We start from the raw sequence: 19,016 nt of genomic DNA, 5'->3' as shown, positions 1-19,016 counted from the left end.
GCCTCGAAGGAGGGTTCCGGAACGCGCGGCGATCCCTTGAGCCCTCCTTCGAGGCCGCTTCGCGGCACCTCAGGATGAGGGGGAGCCAGGGAGCAAGAAGGCCGGTCAACTCGTCGAGTGACCGGCCAGACAGGTGCTCAGCCGACGAGGATGATGCGGCAGTCGTTGACATTCGTGCAGGTGGGGCCTGGATTCACCAGATCGCCGAGGGCGGCGAAGAACGCGGTGGAGTCGTTCTGGTCGAGCATCGCGGCCGGATCGAGGCCGGCGGCGCGGGCGCGTGCCAGGGTCGTCGGGTCGATGAGGCCGCCGGCCGGGTCGGTGGCGAGGCCGCGCCCGCCATCGGTGCCGTCCGTGTCGGCGCTGATCCCGCTGATGCCGGGGGTGCCGTCCAGCGCGATGGCGAGCGCCAGGGCGTATTCCTGGTTCGGGCCGCCATGGCCCTCGCCCCGGATCGTCACCGTCAGTTCGCCGCCGGAGATGAGCGCGACGCGCCGGCCGGCATCCTTGTAGCGCTTGGCCTGCACCGCGTGCTCGGCGGCGACGGCGCGGGCCTCGCCTTCGAGGTCGGAGCCCAGCATCACCGGCTCGTAGCCGGCCTCCCGCGCCGCCGCCGCCGCCGCGTCGAGGGCGTCCTGCGGGCGGGCGATGATCTTATACGTGCTGTTGGCGAACAGCGGGTCGCCGGGCTTCGGCGATTCGTTGTCGGGGTCGTTCAGCAGCCGCTTGGCCGCCTCGGGGAGCGGGATGTTCCGGCGCTCGCAGATCGCGCGGGCATCGGCCAGGGTCGAGGGATCGGGCACGGTCGGGCCGGAGGCGATCACGGCGGGATCGTCGAAGGGCACGTCGGAGATGGCGAGCGTCAGCACCGAGCGGGCGTTGCGCGCGGCGCGGGCGAGGCGCCCGCCCTTGATCCGGGAGATGTGCTTGCGCACCGTGTTGAACTCGCCGATCGGCGCGCCGGAGCGCAGGATGGCGCGGGTGATGCCCTGTTTCTCGGTGAGGGTAAGGTCGCCGGCCGGGGCGATCCAGTTGGCCGAGCCGCCGCCGGAGAGCAGCACCAGTACCTCGTCCTCCGGCCCGGCGGCTGCCGCGAGGCGCAGCACCTCCTCCGTGGCGTCGATGCCCGCCTGATCGGGGACCGGATGGCCCGCCTCGACCATGCGGATGCCGGGCGCCTCCTGGCCGTAGCCGTGGCGGGCCACCGCGAGGCCGACGATGCGGTCGTCGCCAAGGCCGTGCTCCTGCCGGTAGAACCGGCTCGCCACGGCGCTCATGCTGCCGGCGGCCTTGCCGGCGGCGAGGATGATCAGCCGGCCGGGGCTCGGCGGCGGCAGGTGGGCCGGCAGGCAGAGATCCGGATGGGCGGCGCGGATCGCGGCGGTGAGGAAGGCGTCCAGATGGGCGCGCTGGGTTTGGACGTCGGTGGCGGGGATTTCGGACATGGCGTGCAACGGGCTCCCTCGGCGCCGTGGCCCGGGGGGCGGCGCGCAGTTTTTGATTGCCGGGGCCCTCCCGTCGGCGGGAGCGCCCGACCAGGCCGTGCGATCCCCGCCCCTCCCGGGGCGGCGGGCCCGTTCCTTGCCGTGAGCGCACGATCCTTGATAGGTGCTGTGCCCGAGCCGCCGCGCGACGGCAAGCGTGCCGCCCGCGCTATCCGCCGCGCTCTTCGCCCTTCCCGTCCCGGCCAGCGAGTTTTGCGTGATCCGCCCGGAGCCTGACGCGCCCCCTCATCCCTGTGAGATCATCGAGGGAGACCCCGCCTGCGGGCTGGTGCTCGCCTGCGACCACGCCTCGAACTTCGTGCCGCCCGACATCCATCTCGGCGTCGCGCCGGAGGAGTTCAGCCGGCACATCGCCTACGATATCGGCGCCGCCGCCGTGACGCGGGCGCTCGCCCGGGCGCTGAACGCGCCGGCCGTGCTCACGCACTTCTCGCGCCTCATCATCGATCCGAATCGCGGGCGTGCCGACCCTACTTTGGTGATGCGCCTCTCGGACGGCGCCGTGGTGCCGGGCAACGCCCGGATCGACGAGGCCGGCAAGGCGGCGCGCATCGCCCGCTTCTACGACCCGTTCGATGCCGGCATCGCCGCCGCGCTGGCGGCCGGCGAGGGCGCGGGGCGGGTGCCGTCGCTGGTGACGATCCACAGCTTCACGCCCTATTGGCGCGGCGTGCCCCGGCCCTGGCATGTCGGCATCCTCTACGACCGCGACGACCGCCTCGCCCGGCCACTCATCGACGCCCTGAAGGCCGACCCGGCGGGGCTCACGGTCGGCGACAACGACCCCTATGGCGGCGGCCTGCCCGGCGACACGATCGACCGCCACGCCACCCTGCGCGGCCTGCCCAACGCCCTGGTGGAGATCCGCCAGGACCTCATCGCGGGCGAGGACGGGCAGCGCGAATGGGCGGACAGGTTCGCCCGCATCCTCGCGCCGCTCATCGCCGCCTGACCCGTCACGGAAGGACCCATCCCATGGCCGAGATCGACCCAGCGACCCAGACCGAACTCGAGGCGGCGGTGTTCCGGCGGCTCGTCTCGCACCTGCGCAACCGCACCGACGTGCAGAACATCGACCTGATGAACCTCGCCGGCTTCTGCCGGAACTGCCTGTCGAACTGGCTCAAGGACGCGGCCGACGAGAAGGGCATCGCCCTCACCAAGGACGAGAGCCGCGAGGCGGTCTACGGCATGCCCTACGAGACGTGGAAGGCGCAGCACCAGACGGAGGCGAGCCCGGCGCAGCAGGCGGCCTTCTCCCCCCGCGAGGGCGGCCACTGAACAGGGACTCCCGCAATAAGAATCGGGTAAGCTTGACCGCTTAACCAGCGGGTCCGAGGCGCCCGATCTGGCGCAACAGCGGAGATCTCCATGAACGCGCATTCGATGCCCCGAGCGGGCACGCCGGCCTCCGGCGACGTCTCCTCCGCCGAGGGCGTGGCCGCCGACGAACTCAAGCAGTTCATCGAGCGGCTTGAGCGCCTGGAGGAGGAGAAGGCCGGCATCATGGGCGACATCAAGGAGGTGTTCGCCGAACTGAAGGGCCGCGGCTTCGATGCGAAGGCCGTCCGCACCATCCTGCGCATCCGCAAACAGGACCACAGCGAGCGCCAGGAGCAGGAAGCGATCCTGGAGCTGTACCTGCAGGCGCTGGGTATGGCGTAGCCAATATACCAGGAAGCCCGGGAGACGTGACGTCTCCCGGGATCTTTCCTGTATCCATTACGCAGAAACCTCTTCCAGACCTTGACGTTACGGTGACGTTGCCTTCAAAGGTGCGTTACCGCACGAAAGTTGCCACGATGAAGGGCAGACCGCGCGGGCACCGAACCGCGACGACGTAGCCCCCGATGGCAGACGGCGCGGCCGGTCGTACGACTCAAAGACCGTCAGAGCCGTAACGCCGTCCCGGCATGGGAGAGGAAACGATGATCGTGACCAAACGCGCCCTCGTGGGTGCGCTGCTTTGCGCGACCGCCCTCAGCGTCGCCCCCTTCCACGCCGCCTTCGCCGCCGACGCGATCAAGATCGGCCTGACCGGACCCTATACCGGCGGCTCGTCCTCCATGGGCGTCTCGATGCGCGACGGCGCCAAGCTCGCCGCTGCCGAGATCAACAAGAACGGCGGCGTCCTGGGCAAGCAGATCCAGCTCGTCGAGCGTGACGACGAGGCCAAGAACGAGGTCGGCGCGCAGGTCGCGCAGGAACTCATCAACAAGGAAAAGGTCGTCGCCACCGTCGGCTTCATCAACACCGGCGTGGCGCTCGCCGCCCAGCGCTTCTACCAGGAAGCCGAAATCCCGGTGTTCAACAACGTCGCCACCGGCACGGTCATCACCGAGCAGTTCAAGGCGCCGGATTACGACAACAACTACGTCTTCCGGAACTCCGCCTACGACGTGCTGCAGGCCGGCATGATGGTGGACGAGGCCCTGCGCCAGGGCTTCAAGAAGATCGCGGTGCTTGCGGATTCGACCAATTATGGCCAGCTCGGCCGCGAGGACATCGAGAAGCAGCTCGCCGCCAAGAAGATGAAGGCGGTCGCCGTCGAGAAGTTCAACATCAAGGACGTCGACATGACGGCCCAGCTCCTCAAGTCGAAGGAGGCCGGCGCCGAAGTGATCCTCGCCTACGGCATCGGCCCGGAGCTGGCGCAGATCACCAACGGCATGGCCAAGCTCGGCTGGAAGGTGCCGATGATCGCCTCGTGGCCGGCTTCGATGCAGAGCTTCATCGATATCGCCGGCACCAACGGCAACGGCGTGGTGATGCCGCAGACCTTCATCGAGGATAAGTCCGTGCCCAAGCGCGCCGCCTTCCTCGACGATTACTACAAGAGCTACGGCGTCTCGAAGATTCCGACCCCGGTGGCCGGCGCGCAGGGCTACGATTCGATCTACCTGATCGCCGCCGCGATCAAGCAGGCCGGCTCGACCGACGGGCCGAAGATCCGCGAAGCCCTCGAGAACCTGAACACCAAGGTCGAGGGCGTGGTGACGACCTACGATCACCCGTTCACCGACAAGGACCACAACGCGATCTCGCGGAACATGGTCGTGTTCGGCAAGGTGCAGGACGGCAAGATCGTCTATTCGAACCCGGACGACGCCAAGAACGCGAGCACCGTCCGCGTGAAGGAAAAGTCCTCGAACTGATCGTTCGAGGTTGGGCGCCCCGGGTGAGAGCCCGGGGCGCATGACGCCACACCGTCATCCCGGGGCCGCGCAGCGGAGCCCGGGATCCAGACCCGCCGACGCGGCAGGCTTTGCGCAAGTCGGCGGTTCTGGGTTCCGGGCTCGCCTCCGGCGCCCCGGAATGACGAACGGGGGTGTGAACCCCGGACCGCTTCCACGACCGACCTTCGCGACAGACTGGACCCCAGGCCGTCCATGACCATCTTCCTGCAACTCGTGGCCTCGGGCGTCGCGGTCGGCATGATCTATGCCGCCATCGCCTTCGGCTATCAGCTCACCTTCGCCACGTCGAAGACCCTGAACTTCGGCCAGGGTGAGGCGCTGGCCGTCGGCGCCCTGTTCGGCCTCACGCTGGTGCCCTTCACCGGCTACTGGCTGATGATCCCCCTCGTCCTCGTCTTCGGCTTCGGCCTCGGCGCCGTGGTCGAGCGGCTGGGCGTGCGGCCCGCCATCGCGATCAAGTCCGAATACGGGTGGATCATGGCCACCATCGCGCTGGGCATCATCTTCAAGAACGTCGCCGAGAACATCTGGGGCCGGGACGACCTGCCCTTCCCCTCCCCGCTCCCCGACGCTCCGATCGAGATCGGCGGCGTGCGCATCCTCCCCATGGAGATGCTGATCGTCGGCGGCGCGCTCTTGATGATGCTCGCGGTCGAAATCTTCAATCGCAAGTCGATCTGGGGCAAGGCGGTCGTCGCCACCTCGAACGACATCGACGCGGCCGGGCTGATGGGCATCAACACCAAGCGCGTCATCACCCTCTCCTACTCGATCAGCGCCATGACGGCCGCCTTCGCGGGCGTGCTGGTGGCGCCAGTCACCCTGACGGGCGCGACGATGGGCTCGGTGCTGGCGCTCAAGGCCTTCGCCGTGGCGATCATCGGCGGCCTCGAATCCGGCCTCGGCGTCATCGTCGGCGGCCTCATCCTCGGCGTCGCGGAGACGCTGACCGGCTTCTACATCTCGACCGGCTACAAGGACGTGCCGGGCCTGATCCTTCTCCTCGTCGTGCTCTCGATTCGCCCGGTCGGCCTGTTCGGCAAGGCCGTGATCAAGAAGGTCTGACCGCCATGGCGAACACCGCCCTCGCGCCGGCGGCCGAGCCCGCCGCCACCCCATCCCTCAGCCGTGGCATCGGCTGGGTCGGGGGATTGCTGCTCGTCGCCTTCCTCGCCGGCTTCCCGCACGTCGTCACGAGCACCTATTACGTGCACCTGATGATCGTGATCGCGATCTACGCGATACTGATCCTCGGCCTCGACATCGTCGTCGGCTACACGGGCCAGGTCTCGCTGGGCCATGCCGGCCTGTTCGGCATCGGCGCCTATGCCGCCGCAGCCCTGTTCTTCCACTTCAAGATCGGCATCTGGCTCGGCCTCGTGGCCGGGATCGGGCTCACTGCCGCCTTCGGCGCGATCCTCGCGGTGCCGGCGCTGCGGGTGAGCGGGCCCTATCTCGCCATGGTGACGCTGGCCTTCGGCACGATCATCCAGATCTTCATCAACGAGCTGACGCCGATCACTAACGGCCCGCTGGGCATCACCCTGCCCCCGGTGCGCGTCCTCGATTTCTCGCTGATCGGGATGCAGGCCCCCTGGGGCTCGGCCGGGCGCAAGCTCGAGTTCTACTACCTCGTCTGCGCCTGCCTGCTCGCCACCATCGTGCTGGTGAACCGGGTGGTGCGCTCGCCCTTCGGCCGCGCCTTCGAGGCCCTGCGCGACTCCCCCATCGCCTGCGATTGCATGGGCGTCTCGGTCTACCGCTACAAGGTCTATGCCTTCGTGGTCTCGGCGGGCCTCGCCGGCCTCGCGGGGGCGCTGTTCGCGTGGTCCGAGCGCTATGTCTCGCCGAACACCTACAGCTTCGAACTGACGGTGCTGTTCCTGCTCGCCGTCACCATGGGCGGGCGCAAGTCGCGCTCCGGGCCGCTGATCGGCTCGGTGATCATCGTGATGATGCCGAACATCCTGGCGGATATCGGGCTTGTGCGGATCATGGCCGGCATCATCGCGGCCGCCGCCGTGGTCGTCGGGGCGCAGGCCTTCCTGCGCAAGCGTGAGAACCGCTACGCGATCCTCATCCCCGTCGCGCTGTGCATCCTGTTCTTCCCGGCCACGATGGCCATGGAATCCGTGACCGATTACCGCCTGACGGTGTTCGGCCTGCTGATCCTGTTCGTCGTCTACTATCTGCCGGACGGCATCGTGGGCTTCCTGCGCCAGATGATCCCGGCGCTCCGCCCGGCCCACACCGCCGAGGGCCGCAGCGTGGCGGCCGAGGGTTCGGCGCTCATCGCCCAGCGCGGGGATGCGGGGGCCGAGGCGCTTCTCAAGGTCGATCAGGCGCTGATGCAGTTCGGCGGCCTGAAGGCGCTGGCCGGCGTCGACCTGACGGTGAAGCCCGGCACGATCCACGGGCTCATCGGCCCGAACGGCTCGGGCAAGAGCACGATGATGAACGTGCTCACCGGCATCTACAAACCCACCGCCGGCACGGTGACGCTCGCGGTCGCGGGCGGCCAGCGCCTCGACGGGCGCACGCCCTCCGAGATCGCCCTCGCGGGCGTGGCGCGGACCTTCCAGAACGTGCAGCTCTTCCGCGAGATGACCGCGCTGGAGAACGTGCTGGTCGGCCTCCACCACACCTTCAAGGGCACGCTGTTCGACGCGATCCTCGGTACGCCCCGGCGCCGCCGGGAGGAGCGCGAGGCCCGCGCCCGCGCCATGGCGATCCTCGACTTCATGGGGCTGCACGCGCTGGCGCAGACGGAGGCGAGGAACCTCCCCTACGGCAAGCAGCGCCTCCTGGAGATCGGCCGCGCCCTGGCGCTCGATCCGGTGCTGCTGCTGCTGGACGAGCCGGCGGCGGGCCTCACGGCGCCGGACATCGCCGACTTGGTGGCGATCATCCGCAAGATCCGGGACGCGGGCATCACCGTCATCCTGATCGAGCACCACATGGACGTGGTCATGGGTCTCTGCGACCGGGTGAGCGTCCTCGATTTCGGCCACAAGATCGCCGAGGGCGGCGCCCGCGAGGTGCAGGCCGACCCGAAGGTGATCGAAGCCTATCTCGGTGCCCCCGGCGAAATGGGCGGCACCACCACGGAGGCCGCCCATGCTTGAGGTCCAGGGTCTCCACGCCGGCTACGGTCTGGTCGAGGTGCTGCATGGCCTGACCTTCCAGGTGCCGAAGGGCCAGGTGGTTACGCTCATCGGCTCCAACGGGGCCGGCAAGACGACGACCATGCGGGCGCTGTCGGGTATGATCCGCCCGCGCTCGGGCACGATCCGCCTGAACGGCAAGGACATCGCGGGCCTCGAAAGCCACGATGTCGCCCGCGAGGGGCTGGCCCATTCGCCGGAGGGGCGCCGGGTGTTCCCGACGCTGTCGGTGGAGGACAACCTGACGCTCGGCGCCTTCCCGCGCCTCACGGGCTCGCGGCCGAAGGGCGACGTCGCCGCCGACCGGGACCGGTCCTTCGCCCTGTTCCCGCGCCTGAAGGAGCGCCGCAACCAGTTGGCCGGCACCCTCTCGGGTGGTGAGCAGCAGATGCTGGCCATGGGCCGTGCGCTGATGCTGAAGCCGGAGATCCTTCTCCTCGACGAACCCTCGATGGGCCTCGCGCCGAAGCTGGTGGAGGAGGTCTTCCGGATCATCCGCCAGCTGAAGGAAGAGAAGGTGACGATGCTCCTCGTGGAGCAGTTCGCCATGGCCGCGCTCGGCGTGGCGGATCACGCCTACGTGCTGGAGAACGGTCGCATCCGCTTCCAGGGCCCGGCGGCGCAGCTAAAGAGCGATCCGGCGGTACGCGCCGCTTATCTCGGCGGGCATTGAGGCGGGCCTCGCCGTCATCGCTTCGCGGTGCGCGCCATGACGGGAAGGCTGACCACGCTCAGGTAAAGGTGCCCCGATCCACGAGCGCGGCGAGATCGCGGGCACCGTGCAGCACACGGACGACCGTGAGCGCGACCTCGTCATGGGTGTAGTAGATCGCGTACCGACCCTCGAACGTCACGCGCAGCCCGATGGCCAGGGCCACGCGAGCCGGTCCCGACTCCGGAAATTGGCAGGCCGTGCGACACGCGCCTTCGATCCGGCCGATCATCCGGTTGGCCACGTCCTCTGACGCTTCGGATTCGAGATAGCTCCAGATCGAGGCGAGATCGGCCTCCGCCGCCTCGGTCAGACGGAGGACGAGCGGTCGGCTAATAGCTTTTTCCCCCGCGCAACGATGCGATCGGAGTCGAAGTCCCTGACACGCCCTGCAGCCACGTCGGCGAGGCCCTGGTCGATATCGGCCTTGAGAGCCGCCAACTCGTCCAATTGGAGGGCGCGCTTGGTCTTCCAATCCCGCAGGGCGGCCCGCATGACTTCGCTCGTCGAGGCGTAATCGCCGGCCTCGACCGCCTTCCTGATGCTGACTGCCATCTCGGCCGGCACGGTGACCGTCAGACGCTCAAGGTCCGGCATGATCCGCCTCCCAAAGGGGCTCATACGCTATCATACTTCGTATGACGCGGCCATGCGGGACCGTCAGAGCGATCTCCCCTCCCCCGGCAGGGAGAAGGGAGAGTTTGGCGGCTTAAGCCGCCGACTTCGGCTTGATGAGCTTGCGGTTCACGAGCACTTCGGCGATCTGCACTGCGTTCAGGGCGGCGCCCTTGCGCAGGTTGTCCGAGACGCACCAGAAGTTCAGGCCGTTCTCGATCGTCGCGTCCTCGCGGATGCGGGAGATGTAGGTGGCATCCTCGCCCGCCGCCTCGTGCGGGGTGATGTAGCCGCCGTTCTCGCGCTTATCGATCACGAGGATGCCCGGCGCCGCGCGCAGGATCTCGGTCGCGCGCTCGGCCGACAGAGGCCGCTCGAACTCGACGTTCACCGCCTCGGCGTGGCCGATGAACACCGGCACGCGCACGGCGGTGGCCGTGAGCTTGATCTTCGGGTCGAGCATCTTCTTGGTCTCGGCGACCATCTTCCACTCTTCCTTCGTGTACCCGTCCTCCATGAAAACATCGATGTGCGGGATCACGTTGAAGGCGATGCGCTTGGTGAACTTGCCGCCCTGCTTGATCTCGCCGGCGGTGAAGACGGCGCGGGTCTGCTGGAACAGCTCGTCCATCGCCTCCTTGCCGGCGCCGGAGACCGACTGGTAGGTCGAGACCACGACGCGCTTGATCGTCGCCGCGTCGTGCAGCGGCTTGAGGGCCACGACGAGCTGGGCCGTCGAGCAGTTCGGGTTGGCGATGATGTGGCGCTTGGTGAAGCCGGCGACGGCGTCGGCATTCACCTCGGGCACGATCAGCGGCACGTCGGCGTCGTAGCGGAAGGCCGACGAGTTATCGATCACGACGCAGCCCTGCTGACCGATGCGCGGCGACCACTCCTTGGAGGCCTCGCCGCCGGCCGACATCAGGCAGATGTCCGTGTCGGAGAAATCGTAGGTGTCGAGGGTTTTGACCTTCAGGGTCTTGTCGCCGAAGGAGACTTCCTGGCCCTGGCTGCGGCGCGAGGCCAGCGCCACGACCTCGTCGGCGGGGAAAGCCCGCTCGGCCAGGATATCGAGCATCTCGCGGCCCACGTTGCCCGTGGCGCCGACGACGGCGACCTTGTAACCCATCTCTCGTCTCCGCGCGTCCTGAACCCCGAACGATCCGGGGGTTGCGCCTCTCCTCGGGTTCGTGCCGGCGTCCGGATCGTTCGCGCCGGTCCGTCTCGCCCGCAAACGGGCGCGGCCGCAGACCCGGTCCCCAGCGGGGCCGGCATCCACGGCCAGGGCGCCAGCAAGGCACAGGAAGGCGGGGGCCTGTCAAGGCCGCAAGGCCGCGCCGCAGCGACGGCAAGCAACGATTCACCCTGTCCCGTGAAAGCCCCGCCCCGGAAACCCTTCGGTCGTTGCGCCCCGTGCAGGGTGACGCCGGCCGGGGCGCCGAGGGACACGGGACACACATGCGGATCGGAGCCATCGACGACGCGGACGAGGGGCCCTCCGGGCGCGGGTTCTCCGCGATCGGCCTGCCCATCCGCATCGCGGTGGGGTCCCTGATCGTCGCCCTCATCGCCATCGCGGCGCGGATGCCCTCCGCCCCCGCGCCGGTGCCGATGCTCGACCGGACGAGCGCGGTGCCGGCCATCGTCGGCACGGCGCCCCTGCGCCTCGCGGAGCCCGGGATCGACCCCGTCCGCGTCGAGCCCGGCCGCATCGACCCGAAGACCGGCCTGCGCGAGGACGTGCTCGGGCGTGGCAGCTTCTCTGCCCTCGAAGCGCCGGTGTTGCGGCTCGCCGTGACGCGGGGCATCGGCGCCGAGCGGGCGCCCGGCCTCTTCGTCCTCGTGGCCCGCCGGGCGGCGATGGCCGCGCGGGGCGAGCTGCCCCTCTCCCTGTCGCGGATCGTCCCGCGCGGTGTCGTCGCGACCCGGTTCGGGCCCGCGGAGATTGCGGAGGCGACTCTCTCCGGCCCCCTCACCCGTAGCTGCACCGGCTTCGTCCTGGCCCAGGCGGGCCTGCGGATCGACGGGTTCCTCTGCGCGCCCCTCGGAGGCGCGGCCGAGCCGAAGGCACTCGCCTGCACCCTCGATGCGCTCGATTTCGACGATCAGTCGGACCCCACCGCCAGCGCCCTGTTCCGGCAGGCCAAGGGCCGCAGCGCCTGCGACGTGCCTGGTGCGGCTAACTCAGATCCGGCCGGGCGAACCGGTTCCATCGAGCGGCGGCGGGCATCCACGAAAAATTGAGGCACCAATGTGGCAAAGCGCACAAGCGCAGCCATTCGAGCGGAACTATGGTGGCCCTCGAACGTCTTCTCCACAAGGGCGGCGAACTGTTAAGCTTCGGCCGCCACAATGATGTCACTCTCATCCGAAGGACGGCCATGCGCTCCCTAAAGATCGCCCTCCTGGGCGCCCTCACCGCTGCCGGCCTCTCCGCCGTGACCGCTGCGCCGGCCCAGGCTCAGGACGGTGTCGCTCCCGGCCCGTTCTACCGGGTCAGCCGCCCGCTCCCGATCCGCGTCCGTCCGCGCTCGTGGCTCGATGCCGGCAACGTCCCGCTGTCCTCCGGTGTTCCCGGTGCCGGCGGGTCGCGGAACCCGGCCACGAACCCTTACCTGATCGCGGCCTCGAACGCCCTGACCCCGCCCTACGGCCCGAGCGACCGTTACGGCGCCGGCATCCTGCCCGATCCGATCACCAACGGCCCGTTCATCGGCGCCCGGTCGAGCGCGGTGCGCAACGTCGACCTGTCCTTCGTGGACCGGCTCGACCCGACCTCGCCGCTCTACGGCCGCCCGTACTAAGGTTCGGCGGTTTCCCAACGCAGGGCGCGGATCCGAAGGGGTCCGCGCCCTTTTTCGTGGGCTCACGCGACCTTGGCGATGCCGTCACACCCGTCGGTGACACCGCCGACGAGGTTCAGCCCGAGCAGGAATTCCGCCGGGAAGTCCGTGCGCAGCAGCGGTTCGCGCGGAACCTCGCCGCGAAGGGCCTCGGCCTCAGCCCGGCGGGCCGCGACGGCCTCCGCGACGGAGACCTTCGAGAACGCGATGCGCGTGCCCCCCTGCGCCTGCGCCAGCCGTCCGAGGTCCGGCCCGATCACCGTGGCGATCTTCGGATAGCCGCCGGTCGATTGCCGGTCGGCCATGAGGATGATCGGCAGGCCGTTGCCCGGCACCTGGATCGCCCCCATTGCCACCCCGTCCGAGACGATGTCGTGGCCCTTCGCATGGGTGAGCGGCGTGCCGTCGAGGAAGCAGGCCATCCGGTCGCCGCGCGGCGAGACCGTCCACGGCCCGGCGAGGAAGGCCGCGACCTGATCCTCCGCAAAGTAATCGTCCTGCGGCCCGAGCACGACGCGGATGTGCGACGGGTCGCGGTCGAGCCAGGGGGCGAGCAGGCGCTGGGGCGCCCCGTCGCCCGAGCGGGCTTCCGAGACGCCGAGGCGATCCCCGGCCCGCAGCCCGCGCCCGTCCAGGCCGCCGAGGCCCGAGCGGGTGTGGGTGGCCGTCGCGCCGAGGACAGGCGCCACGTCGAGCCGGCCCGCCACGGCGAGGTAGCCCCAGGCGCCGCTGCGACCCGCCCGCACGGCGAGGGTCTGGCCGGGTTCGAGGGTGAGCGCGCAGGCAGGCGGCAGCGCCTCGCCGTCGAGGGTCGCGCGGAAGCCGCCGGAGACCAGGGCGAGGCCGAGCGGCCCCTCCGGCGCGGTCACGGTGAGGCCCCCGGTCGAGACCTCGATCGCCGTGGCGTCGAGGGGGTTGCCCACCGCCCGGTTGGCGGTGGCGAACATCAGCGGGTCCATCGGCCCGGCGGCGGTGATGCCGAAGCGGAGGTAGCCCTTCCGGCCGCCATCCTGAAGGGTCACGCCGGGCCCGGCGGCCTCGATCGCCAGCACGCTCACGAAACCCCCTCCTCCCGCCGGGCGACCCGCTCGCCCGCCGCCTCCCGCTCGGCGAGCCGTGCGAAGGTCGCGGCGTCGATGGGCTCGAACCGGATCGTGTCGCCGGGGCGCACGAAGAAGCTCTCCGCGCGCTCCGGCGCGTAGAGGCGCGAGGGCGTTGCGCCGAGGACGTACCAACCGGTCGGCATCGGCACGGTGGCGACCGCCGCGAGGCCGCCGCCGATCATCACCGCGTTTGCCGGATGCGGCGGGCGCGGGCTCGGCCGGCGCGGCACCGCCAGGGCTTCCGGCAGGCCGCCGCAATAGGCGAAGCCCGGCGCGAAGCCGTACATGTAGACGCGGAAGGTCGCCCCCGCATGGAGTGCCGCGACCTGCTCCGGCGTCCGGCCGATCTGCCCGGCCACCGAAGCGAGGTCTTCCCCGTGGGGCGCCCCGTAGCAGCAGGGCAGGATCCACCGGGTCGGGGCCGTAACCCGCTTTGACGCGCCGCCCGCGAGCGCCAGGACGCGGCCCGCCAGGGTGTCCCGGTCGAGGACCAGCGGGTCGTAATGGATCATCAGCGAGCGGTAGGTCGGCACGGTCTCGGCGATGCCCTCCGGCCTGTCGGCCAGGAGCGCGTCGTCGAGGGCGAGCACGCGGTCGCTGATCGCGGGATCGACGCTCGTGCCGAACTCGACCACCAGGGCCGCCTCGCCCGCGTCGAGGATGCGGGGCGCGGCGCTCACGGCAAGGCTTTCGAGGGCTTGAACGGCGCGAGGGTGACGCCCGCGCCCTCCAGCCTCGCCCGCACCGCGCGGGCGGTACCGACCGCGTGGACCGAATCGCCGTGGACGCAGATGGAGCGGATCGGCGTCGGCAGGTGCCGGCCGGAGGCGGTCAGGATCGCGCCCTCTTGCACCATGGTGAGCACCCGGCTCGCCGCCTCGTCCCGGTCGGTGATGAGGGCGCCGGGAAGGCTGCGGGCGATGAGCTGGCCGTCCTCGGTGTAGCCGCGATCCGCGAAGATCTCCTGGTGCACGTCGAGGCCTGCCGCCTCGCCGGCCGGGACCTGCGCGGTGAGCGCGATGGCGAGCAGCGCGAGGTTGCGGTCCACCGCCCGCACCGCCCCCGCGATGGCATCCGCCACGGCGCGGTCCTCGGCGGCGAAGTTGGCGAGCGCTCCGTGCGCCTTCACGTAGGTGATGCGATGGCCGGCATAGGCGGCGAGCGCGGCGGCCGCGCCGACCTGATACGCGACCAGCCGCTCGATCTCGGCCGGGGTGAAGGGCATCCGCCGCCGGCCGAAGCCCCAGAGGTCGGGGAAGCCCGGATGGGCGCCTACCGCCACGCCCCTCTCCTTTGCGAGGCGGAAGGTGCTCGCCATGATCTCGGGATCACCGGCATGGAGGCCGCAGGCGACGTTGGCCGAGGTGACGACGGCGAGCATCGCCGCGTCGTCGCCGCAGGCATAGGCCCCGTAGCCCTCGCCGAGATCCGCGTTGAGATCGACGTTTCCCATCGTCGTCACTCCTCTCAGGCTATCGCCGCCGGGGCGGATTCAGCCGATGCCTCGACCCGTGAGTCGAGTTCGCGCCCGGCCGTCTCAGGCAAGAGAAGCGCCGCCAGGATCACGAGGCAATAGGCCGAGGCCGCCACGACGCCGATGGCGACGCTCAGCGTCAGCGACGCGCTGAGATAGCCGACGAGGGCGGGGCAGACGGCGCCTGTCGCCCGGCCGAAATTGTAGCAGAACCCCTGCGCCGAGCCCCGGACCCGGCTCGGGAACAACTCGCTGAGGAAGGCGCCCATGCCGGAGAAGACACCGGAGAGGAAGAAGCCCAGAGGGAAGCCGAGGAACAGCATCGCCGTGTCGGTGATCGGGATCAGCGTGTAGGCGAGCACGAGCAGGCCGGCGCAGAAGCCGAACAGCATGAAGCCCCTGCGTCGGCCGATCCGGTCGGAGAGGTAGGCGCTCGTCAGGTAGCCGAGGAAGGAGCCGAAGATCAGCATCAGCAGGTAGCCGCTGGTGTTGAGCACCGAGAGGTTGCGCTCGGTCTTCAGGTAGGTCGGCAGCCAGGTGGTGACGGCGTAGTAGCCGCCCTGCATCCCCGTCGCGAGGAGGCTCGCCAGGGCCGTGCGGCCGATCAGGTCGCGGGAGAAAATGTCGAGGAAGTTGCCGCCGTCGCCGACCTTGTGCATGGCGGCGCGGGTCTGCCTATAGATCTCCGGGTCCTTGATGTTGCGGCGGATCCAGAAGATCAGGATCGAGGGCGCGGCTCCCAGCCAGAACAGGATGCGCCACGCCTGGGCCGGCTCCGCCAGGGCGAAGACCGCCCAGAAGGCGATGGCCGCGCAGGCCCAGCCGACCGCCCAGCTCGATTGCACGAGCCCGACCGCCTTGCCCCGGTAGCGGGCCTGGATCGTCTCGGCGATCAGCACCGAGCCGACCGACCATTCCCCGCCGAAGCCGAAGCCCTGCAGGGCGCGGGTGACGAGCAGTTGCTCGTAGGAGTGGGTGAAGCCGGAGAGCACCGTGAAGACGGTGAACCACGCCACGGTGGCCTGCAGGATCACCACCCGGCCGTAGCGATCCGCGAGGATGCCGGCGGCCCATCCGCCGATGGCCGAGGTGACGAGTGCGGCGGTGGCGATGTTGCCCGCCTCGACCTTGGTGAGCCCCCACACCAGGGTGAGCGTCGGGATGAGGAAGGTATAGATCATGTAATCGAAGGCATCGACGCCGTATCCGGCGAAGGCCGCACCCAACACCCGGCGCTCCGGCGGGCTCGTGTCTTTCAACCACATGGTCTGGGTCCTTTCGGGGATGGGAGGCGGATTCGTTGGGGAGGTCGGCGGCTCTGGATTCCGGGCTCCGCTGCGCGGCCCCGGAATGACGGGATTGATGATCAAAATCCTCGCCGTCATTCCGGGGCTTGCCGCAGGCAAGAGCCCGGAACCCAGAGCCGCCGACCCCGCTGGAGGGTCACAGCGCTCCTTTTCTCAGGCTCACCGGTACGGCAGGTCCCGGTTCAGGAGGTCGGTGATCAGCATGAAGCCGGGGGAATGGGTGATGCAGAGGGGCAGGCGCGCAGCCATCGCCACCGCCTGAGGCGTCACCCCGCAGGCCCAGAAGACCGGGATCTCATCGGGCGCGATGGCGACCGGGTCGCCGAAATCGGGCTTCCCGATGTCGCGGATGCCGATCAGGCTCGGGTCGCCGAGATGGACCGGGGCGCCGTGGACGGCGGGCACACGGGCCGTCACCTGCACGGCCTTGATCGCGTCGGCGGCCTTCATCGGCCGCATCGAGACCACCAGGGGGCCGTGGAACGGCCCGGCCGGCACAGTCGGGATCGAGGTCCGGTACATCGCGACGTTGCGCCCTTCCGCGACGTGACGGAGGGGGATGCCCGCCTCGATCAGCGCCGCCTCGAACGAGAAGGAGCAGCCAAGCACGAAGGTCACGAGGTCGTCGCGCCAGTGCCGCGTCAGGTCCGGGACCTCCGCGACCAACTCGCCGTGCTCGTAGACCCGGTAGCCCGGCACGTCGGTGGCGATGTCGAGGTCGGCGCCGAGGGCCGGCAGGTCGCGGGCACCGGGCTGCGAGACGCCGATCACCGGGCAGGGCTTCGGATTCTGCTGGCAGAAGCGCTGGAAATCCGGGGCGAGCGCCGCCGGCAGGATCATGAGGTTGCCCTGGACATGGGCCGGGGCGAGGCCGGACGTGTGGCCGCGCCATTCACCGTGGCGGATCGCCCGCCGGGCGGCGCGGGCGTCGTCGAAGGCCGGGGCCGTACGGGGGGCGTCGGGTTGCGCGAGCACGCTCATGTCTCCCTGTCGGGCGGTTGATTTGCCGCTTTATGAGACACGATTTCATCCTGCCGCTTTACGCGCCAATCGTTATTGCGAATGGCGGGCGATAACCCGGCCTTATCGGGCGGCGGCCCAATCCCGCGCGACCTCCTCCGCGATGCGGGCGGCGTCGGCCACGAAATGCCCCTCGGGGCGCTTGGCGTGGGTGGCGGTGAAGGTGAGGTCCGAGAGGGCCTGCTCGGTCGGCAGGATGCGCAGGGCGCCGGAGGCCAGTTCGTCCTGGACGATGGCGGGCGGGATCACGCAGATGCCGAGTCGCTCGACGCCCATCTTCACGATGGTGGCCAGCGACGCGCTGGTGTGGATCTGGCTCGGCAGGAGGTTCGCCTTCAGCACGAGGTCGCGCAACTCCACGTAGGGGCTGGTGTTGCGGGGATAGGTGACGAGGGGGTGGCGCATCAGCGCCCCGAGGCTCAGGGGCTCCTCGTCCGGCACGAGGCCGGGGGCCGCGATCCAGGCGACCGGAACCGCGAAGAGTGGGCGGTTCACGAGGCTCGGCACGGTGATCGGGCCGACGAGGAAGGCGAGGTCGAGCTCGCTGGCGACCAGGGCCGCCTGCATGTTCGGCGAGATATCGACGGTGATGTCGACGCTGATTCCCGGATGCACCGCCCGCATCCGCTCGATGAAGCGCGACAGCCAGAGATGGACGATGGTCTCCGAGACGCCGAGGCGCAGGGTGCCCGTGGTCCGGCCGGTCTCGTCGAGGGCCGAGGCCATCTCGGCCTGCAGGGCGAGGAAGCGTTCCGCGAAGCCCAGCAGCACGCGGCCCCGCTCGGTGAGCGCCACGTCGCGGCTGCGGCGCTCGAACAGCGTGCCGAACTCGTGTTCCAGGGCGGCGATGCGTTGCGAGACGGCGGGCTGGGTCGTGTTCACCTGCTCGCTCGCCCGGCGGAAGCTGGAGAGCGTGGCGACCCAGTAGAACACTTCCAAGCTGCGGAAATCCGCCATCGCGCGACCGTCCGGCACCGTTACCTAGGCCTATGCAGGTCTCAGGCCCCGGCGCCGCATGGGTCTCACTTGATCTGGATGCTGTCCACCACCTGCCGGAAAGCGGCGAGCACGCCCTCGCGCTGATCCTCGCGGACCACGCCCACGGCGCGGAGGTAGCCATCCGGGTTGAAGCGGATCGTCTGGGCGACCACCACCTGCTTGTTGGTGGGCATGTCGGTCGCCCGCGCCACGATCTCGTGCCAATCGACCCCGTTCGAGCGGTAGCTCTGGGCGCGCTCGATCACGAAGTCCTTCATGGTCTGGTTGGCGTAGAGGGCCGTGCGGGCGAAGGCGTCGCGCTGCTCGGCCGTGGGCGGGGGCTGCACCGCCTGGGCGATCACGAGGATCGGCTGCTCCAGGTTCTGCATCTGGTCCTTGGGGCCCTTGGTCAGCAGGACCGAATTGCCGGCCAGCACGCGCACCGGCCGGAAGCCCGCCGGGTCGGCGATGCGGAAGGGCAGAGCATCGACCTGCTGCGTCAGCGACAGGGGCGCGCGGACGGCGATGTCGGTGACGAGCTTGCGCATCGTCTCCTCGGTCTCGGCCTCCGGCGTCGCCTGGGCGATGATGAGGCCGGTGACGGTCGGGGTGCCGACGACGGTGATCCATTTGCGGATCGTCTGGCCTGGGTTGGCCGGATCGCTCGGCTGCTCGCCCGTGTAGAGCATCGCCTCGTTGTCGCCGACCTTGATCGGCTCCTTCTTGGAGACGGCGAAGCCCTGGTTGCGCAGGTTGGCGTCGGTGAAGCCGCTCACGAGTTCCGGGAAGGCGTTCGGCGGCAGTTCCACCACCGAGACGGTCGCCCCGCCGCCCTCGCGCTCGAAGCCGGCGAAGCGCTTCGAGAGCACCATGTCCGAGGGGGGCTCGAAGCCGAAGCGGGAGCCCGCTGGAAACACCCTGTCCGCCGCCGATGCCGGGATCAGCCCGGCGGCGACGACGAGCGCCGCGAGAGACCACCTGAGATCGCGCACCGGCATGGAACTCAACGCTCTCCACCTGCCGTCCACGGGGGGACGGACGGGAACGATGGGTCCGACGCCGCGTGCCCGGAGTCAAGCGACCGATTCCGGTTCCGGC

At 69.8% G+C, this 19,016-nt stretch carries 20 protein-coding genes; 9 read left to right on the top strand and 11 right to left on the bottom strand.

Annotated features, from left to right (window positions below; genetic code table 11):
* Positions 1-137: 137 nt before the first annotated feature.
* Positions 138-1,445, bottom strand: coding sequence for a glycerate kinase type-2 family protein (locus tag ACXJ1Y_RS02360; RefSeq protein ID WP_463848577.1), 1,308 nt, complete (start codon positions 1,443-1,445; stop codon positions 138-140).
* Between the two features lie 256 nt (positions 1,446-1,701).
* On the opposite strand from ACXJ1Y_RS02360, the gene ACXJ1Y_RS02355 reads away from it, so the two are divergent.
* The 7 genes from ACXJ1Y_RS02355 to ACXJ1Y_RS02325 all read left to right on the top strand — a co-directional run bounded on the left by ACXJ1Y_RS02355 (position 1,702) and on the right by ACXJ1Y_RS02325 (position 8,539).
* Positions 1,702-2,457 carry an N-formylglutamate amidohydrolase gene (locus ACXJ1Y_RS02355; protein WP_463848576.1) on the top strand — a complete coding sequence of 252 codons (756 nt, stop codon included), beginning with the start codon at positions 1,702-1,704 and terminating at the stop codon, positions 2,455-2,457.
* Positions 2,458-2,480: 23 nt separating this feature from the next.
* Positions 2,481-2,786 carry a DUF1244 domain-containing protein gene (locus ACXJ1Y_RS02350; RefSeq protein ID WP_463848575.1) on the top strand — a complete coding sequence of 102 codons (306 nt, stop codon included), beginning with the start codon at positions 2,481-2,483 and terminating at the stop codon, positions 2,784-2,786.
* Positions 2,787-2,891: 105 nt separating this feature from the next.
* A complete protein-coding gene (locus ACXJ1Y_RS02345) occupies positions 2,892-3,170 on the top strand; it encodes a DUF2312 domain-containing protein (protein ID WP_463850012.1) in 279 nt (92 codons plus the stop codon).
* Between the two features lie 263 nt (positions 3,171-3,433).
* Complete coding sequence (locus ACXJ1Y_RS02340) at positions 3,434-4,660, top strand: ABC transporter substrate-binding protein (RefSeq protein WP_463848574.1); 1,227 nt, start codon at positions 3,434-3,436, stop codon at positions 4,658-4,660.
* Positions 4,661-4,894: 234 nt separating this feature from the next.
* Positions 4,895-5,767, top strand: a complete 873-nt coding sequence (locus ACXJ1Y_RS02335; protein ID WP_342163823.1) for a branched-chain amino acid ABC transporter permease — start codon at positions 4,895-4,897, stop codon at positions 5,765-5,767.
* 5 nt (positions 5,768-5,772) lie between these two features.
* Entirely contained in the window at positions 5,773-7,827 is a 2,055-nt protein-coding gene (locus ACXJ1Y_RS02330) for a branched-chain amino acid ABC transporter ATP-binding protein/permease (RefSeq protein ID WP_342163824.1), read from the top strand.
* Positions 7,820-8,539, top strand: a complete 720-nt coding sequence (locus ACXJ1Y_RS02325; RefSeq protein WP_463848573.1) for an ABC transporter ATP-binding protein — start codon at positions 7,820-7,822, stop codon at positions 8,537-8,539. Before ACXJ1Y_RS02330 ends, ACXJ1Y_RS02325 begins: the two co-directional genes overlap by 8 nt.
* A 58-nt stretch (positions 8,540-8,597) precedes the next feature.
* On the opposite strand, the gene ACXJ1Y_RS02320 is transcribed toward ACXJ1Y_RS02325, so the two are convergent.
* From ACXJ1Y_RS02320 to ACXJ1Y_RS02310, 3 genes are all read right to left on the bottom strand, one after another.
* Entirely contained in the window at positions 8,598-8,858 is a 261-nt protein-coding gene (locus ACXJ1Y_RS02320) for a type II toxin-antitoxin system RelE/ParE family toxin (protein WP_463850011.1), read from the bottom strand.
* Between the two features lie 29 nt (positions 8,859-8,887).
* Positions 8,888-9,175: a ribbon-helix-helix domain-containing protein gene (locus tag ACXJ1Y_RS02315; protein WP_463848572.1), complete on the bottom strand. Its 288-nt coding sequence runs from the start codon at positions 9,173-9,175 to the stop codon at positions 8,888-8,890.
* Positions 9,176-9,287: 112 nt separating this feature from the next.
* Positions 9,288-10,322: an aspartate-semialdehyde dehydrogenase gene (locus ACXJ1Y_RS02310; protein ID WP_463848571.1), complete on the bottom strand. Its 1,035-nt coding sequence runs from the start codon at positions 10,320-10,322 to the stop codon at positions 9,288-9,290.
* Positions 10,323-10,651: 329 nt separating this feature from the next.
* Here ACXJ1Y_RS02310 and ACXJ1Y_RS02305 point away from each other — a divergent pair, with 329 nt between their 5' ends.
* On the top strand, positions 10,652-11,437 hold the full coding sequence (locus ACXJ1Y_RS02305) for a hypothetical protein (RefSeq protein WP_463848570.1): 786 nt from the start codon (positions 10,652-10,654) through the stop codon (positions 11,435-11,437).
* Between the two features lie 137 nt (positions 11,438-11,574).
* The gene (locus tag ACXJ1Y_RS02300) at positions 11,575-11,997 is read left to right on the top strand and encodes a hypothetical protein (RefSeq protein WP_342163830.1); all 423 of its coding nucleotides are present in this window, start codon (positions 11,575-11,577) and stop codon (positions 11,995-11,997) included.
* Positions 11,998-12,059: 62 nt separating this feature from the next.
* On the opposite strand, the gene ACXJ1Y_RS02295 is transcribed toward ACXJ1Y_RS02300, so the two are convergent.
* From ACXJ1Y_RS02295 to ACXJ1Y_RS02265, 7 genes are all read right to left on the bottom strand, one after another.
* Positions 12,060-13,094 (bottom strand): 5-oxoprolinase subunit C family protein, encoded by a 1,035-nt coding sequence (locus tag ACXJ1Y_RS02295; protein ID WP_463848569.1) that lies wholly within the window; start codon positions 13,092-13,094, stop codon positions 12,060-12,062.
* Positions 13,091-13,819 carry a 5-oxoprolinase subunit B family protein gene (locus tag ACXJ1Y_RS02290; protein WP_463848568.1) on the bottom strand — a complete coding sequence of 243 codons (729 nt, stop codon included), beginning with the start codon at positions 13,817-13,819 and terminating at the stop codon, positions 13,091-13,093. Before ACXJ1Y_RS02290 ends, ACXJ1Y_RS02295 begins: the two co-directional genes overlap by 4 nt.
* A complete protein-coding gene (locus ACXJ1Y_RS02285) occupies positions 13,816-14,592 on the bottom strand; it encodes a LamB/YcsF family protein (protein WP_463848567.1) in 777 nt (258 codons plus the stop codon). The genes ACXJ1Y_RS02290 and ACXJ1Y_RS02285 overlap by 4 nt, the downstream gene beginning before the upstream one ends.
* A 14-nt stretch (positions 14,593-14,606) precedes the next feature.
* The gene (locus tag ACXJ1Y_RS02280; protein ID WP_463848566.1) at positions 14,607-15,878 is read right to left on the bottom strand and encodes an MFS transporter; all 1,272 of its coding nucleotides are present in this window, start codon (positions 15,876-15,878) and stop codon (positions 14,607-14,609) included.
* Between the two features lie 201 nt (positions 15,879-16,079).
* Positions 16,080-16,901: a putative hydro-lyase gene (locus tag ACXJ1Y_RS02275; protein ID WP_463848565.1), complete on the bottom strand. Its 822-nt coding sequence runs from the start codon at positions 16,899-16,901 to the stop codon at positions 16,080-16,082.
* A gap of 102 nt (positions 16,902-17,003) precedes the next feature.
* A complete protein-coding gene (locus ACXJ1Y_RS02270) occupies positions 17,004-17,897 on the bottom strand; it encodes a LysR family transcriptional regulator (protein WP_463848564.1) in 894 nt (297 codons plus the stop codon).
* A gap of 65 nt (positions 17,898-17,962) precedes the next feature.
* Positions 17,963-18,916 (bottom strand): hypothetical protein, encoded by a 954-nt coding sequence (locus ACXJ1Y_RS02265; protein WP_463848563.1) that lies wholly within the window; start codon positions 18,914-18,916, stop codon positions 17,963-17,965.
* Between the last annotated feature and the right edge of the window lie 100 nt (positions 18,917-19,016).

Source organism: Methylobacterium sp. TK26, assembly GCF_055361565.1.
Note: the sequence above shows the minus strand (reverse complement) of the source record. Positions and strands in the feature narration are given on the sequence as shown.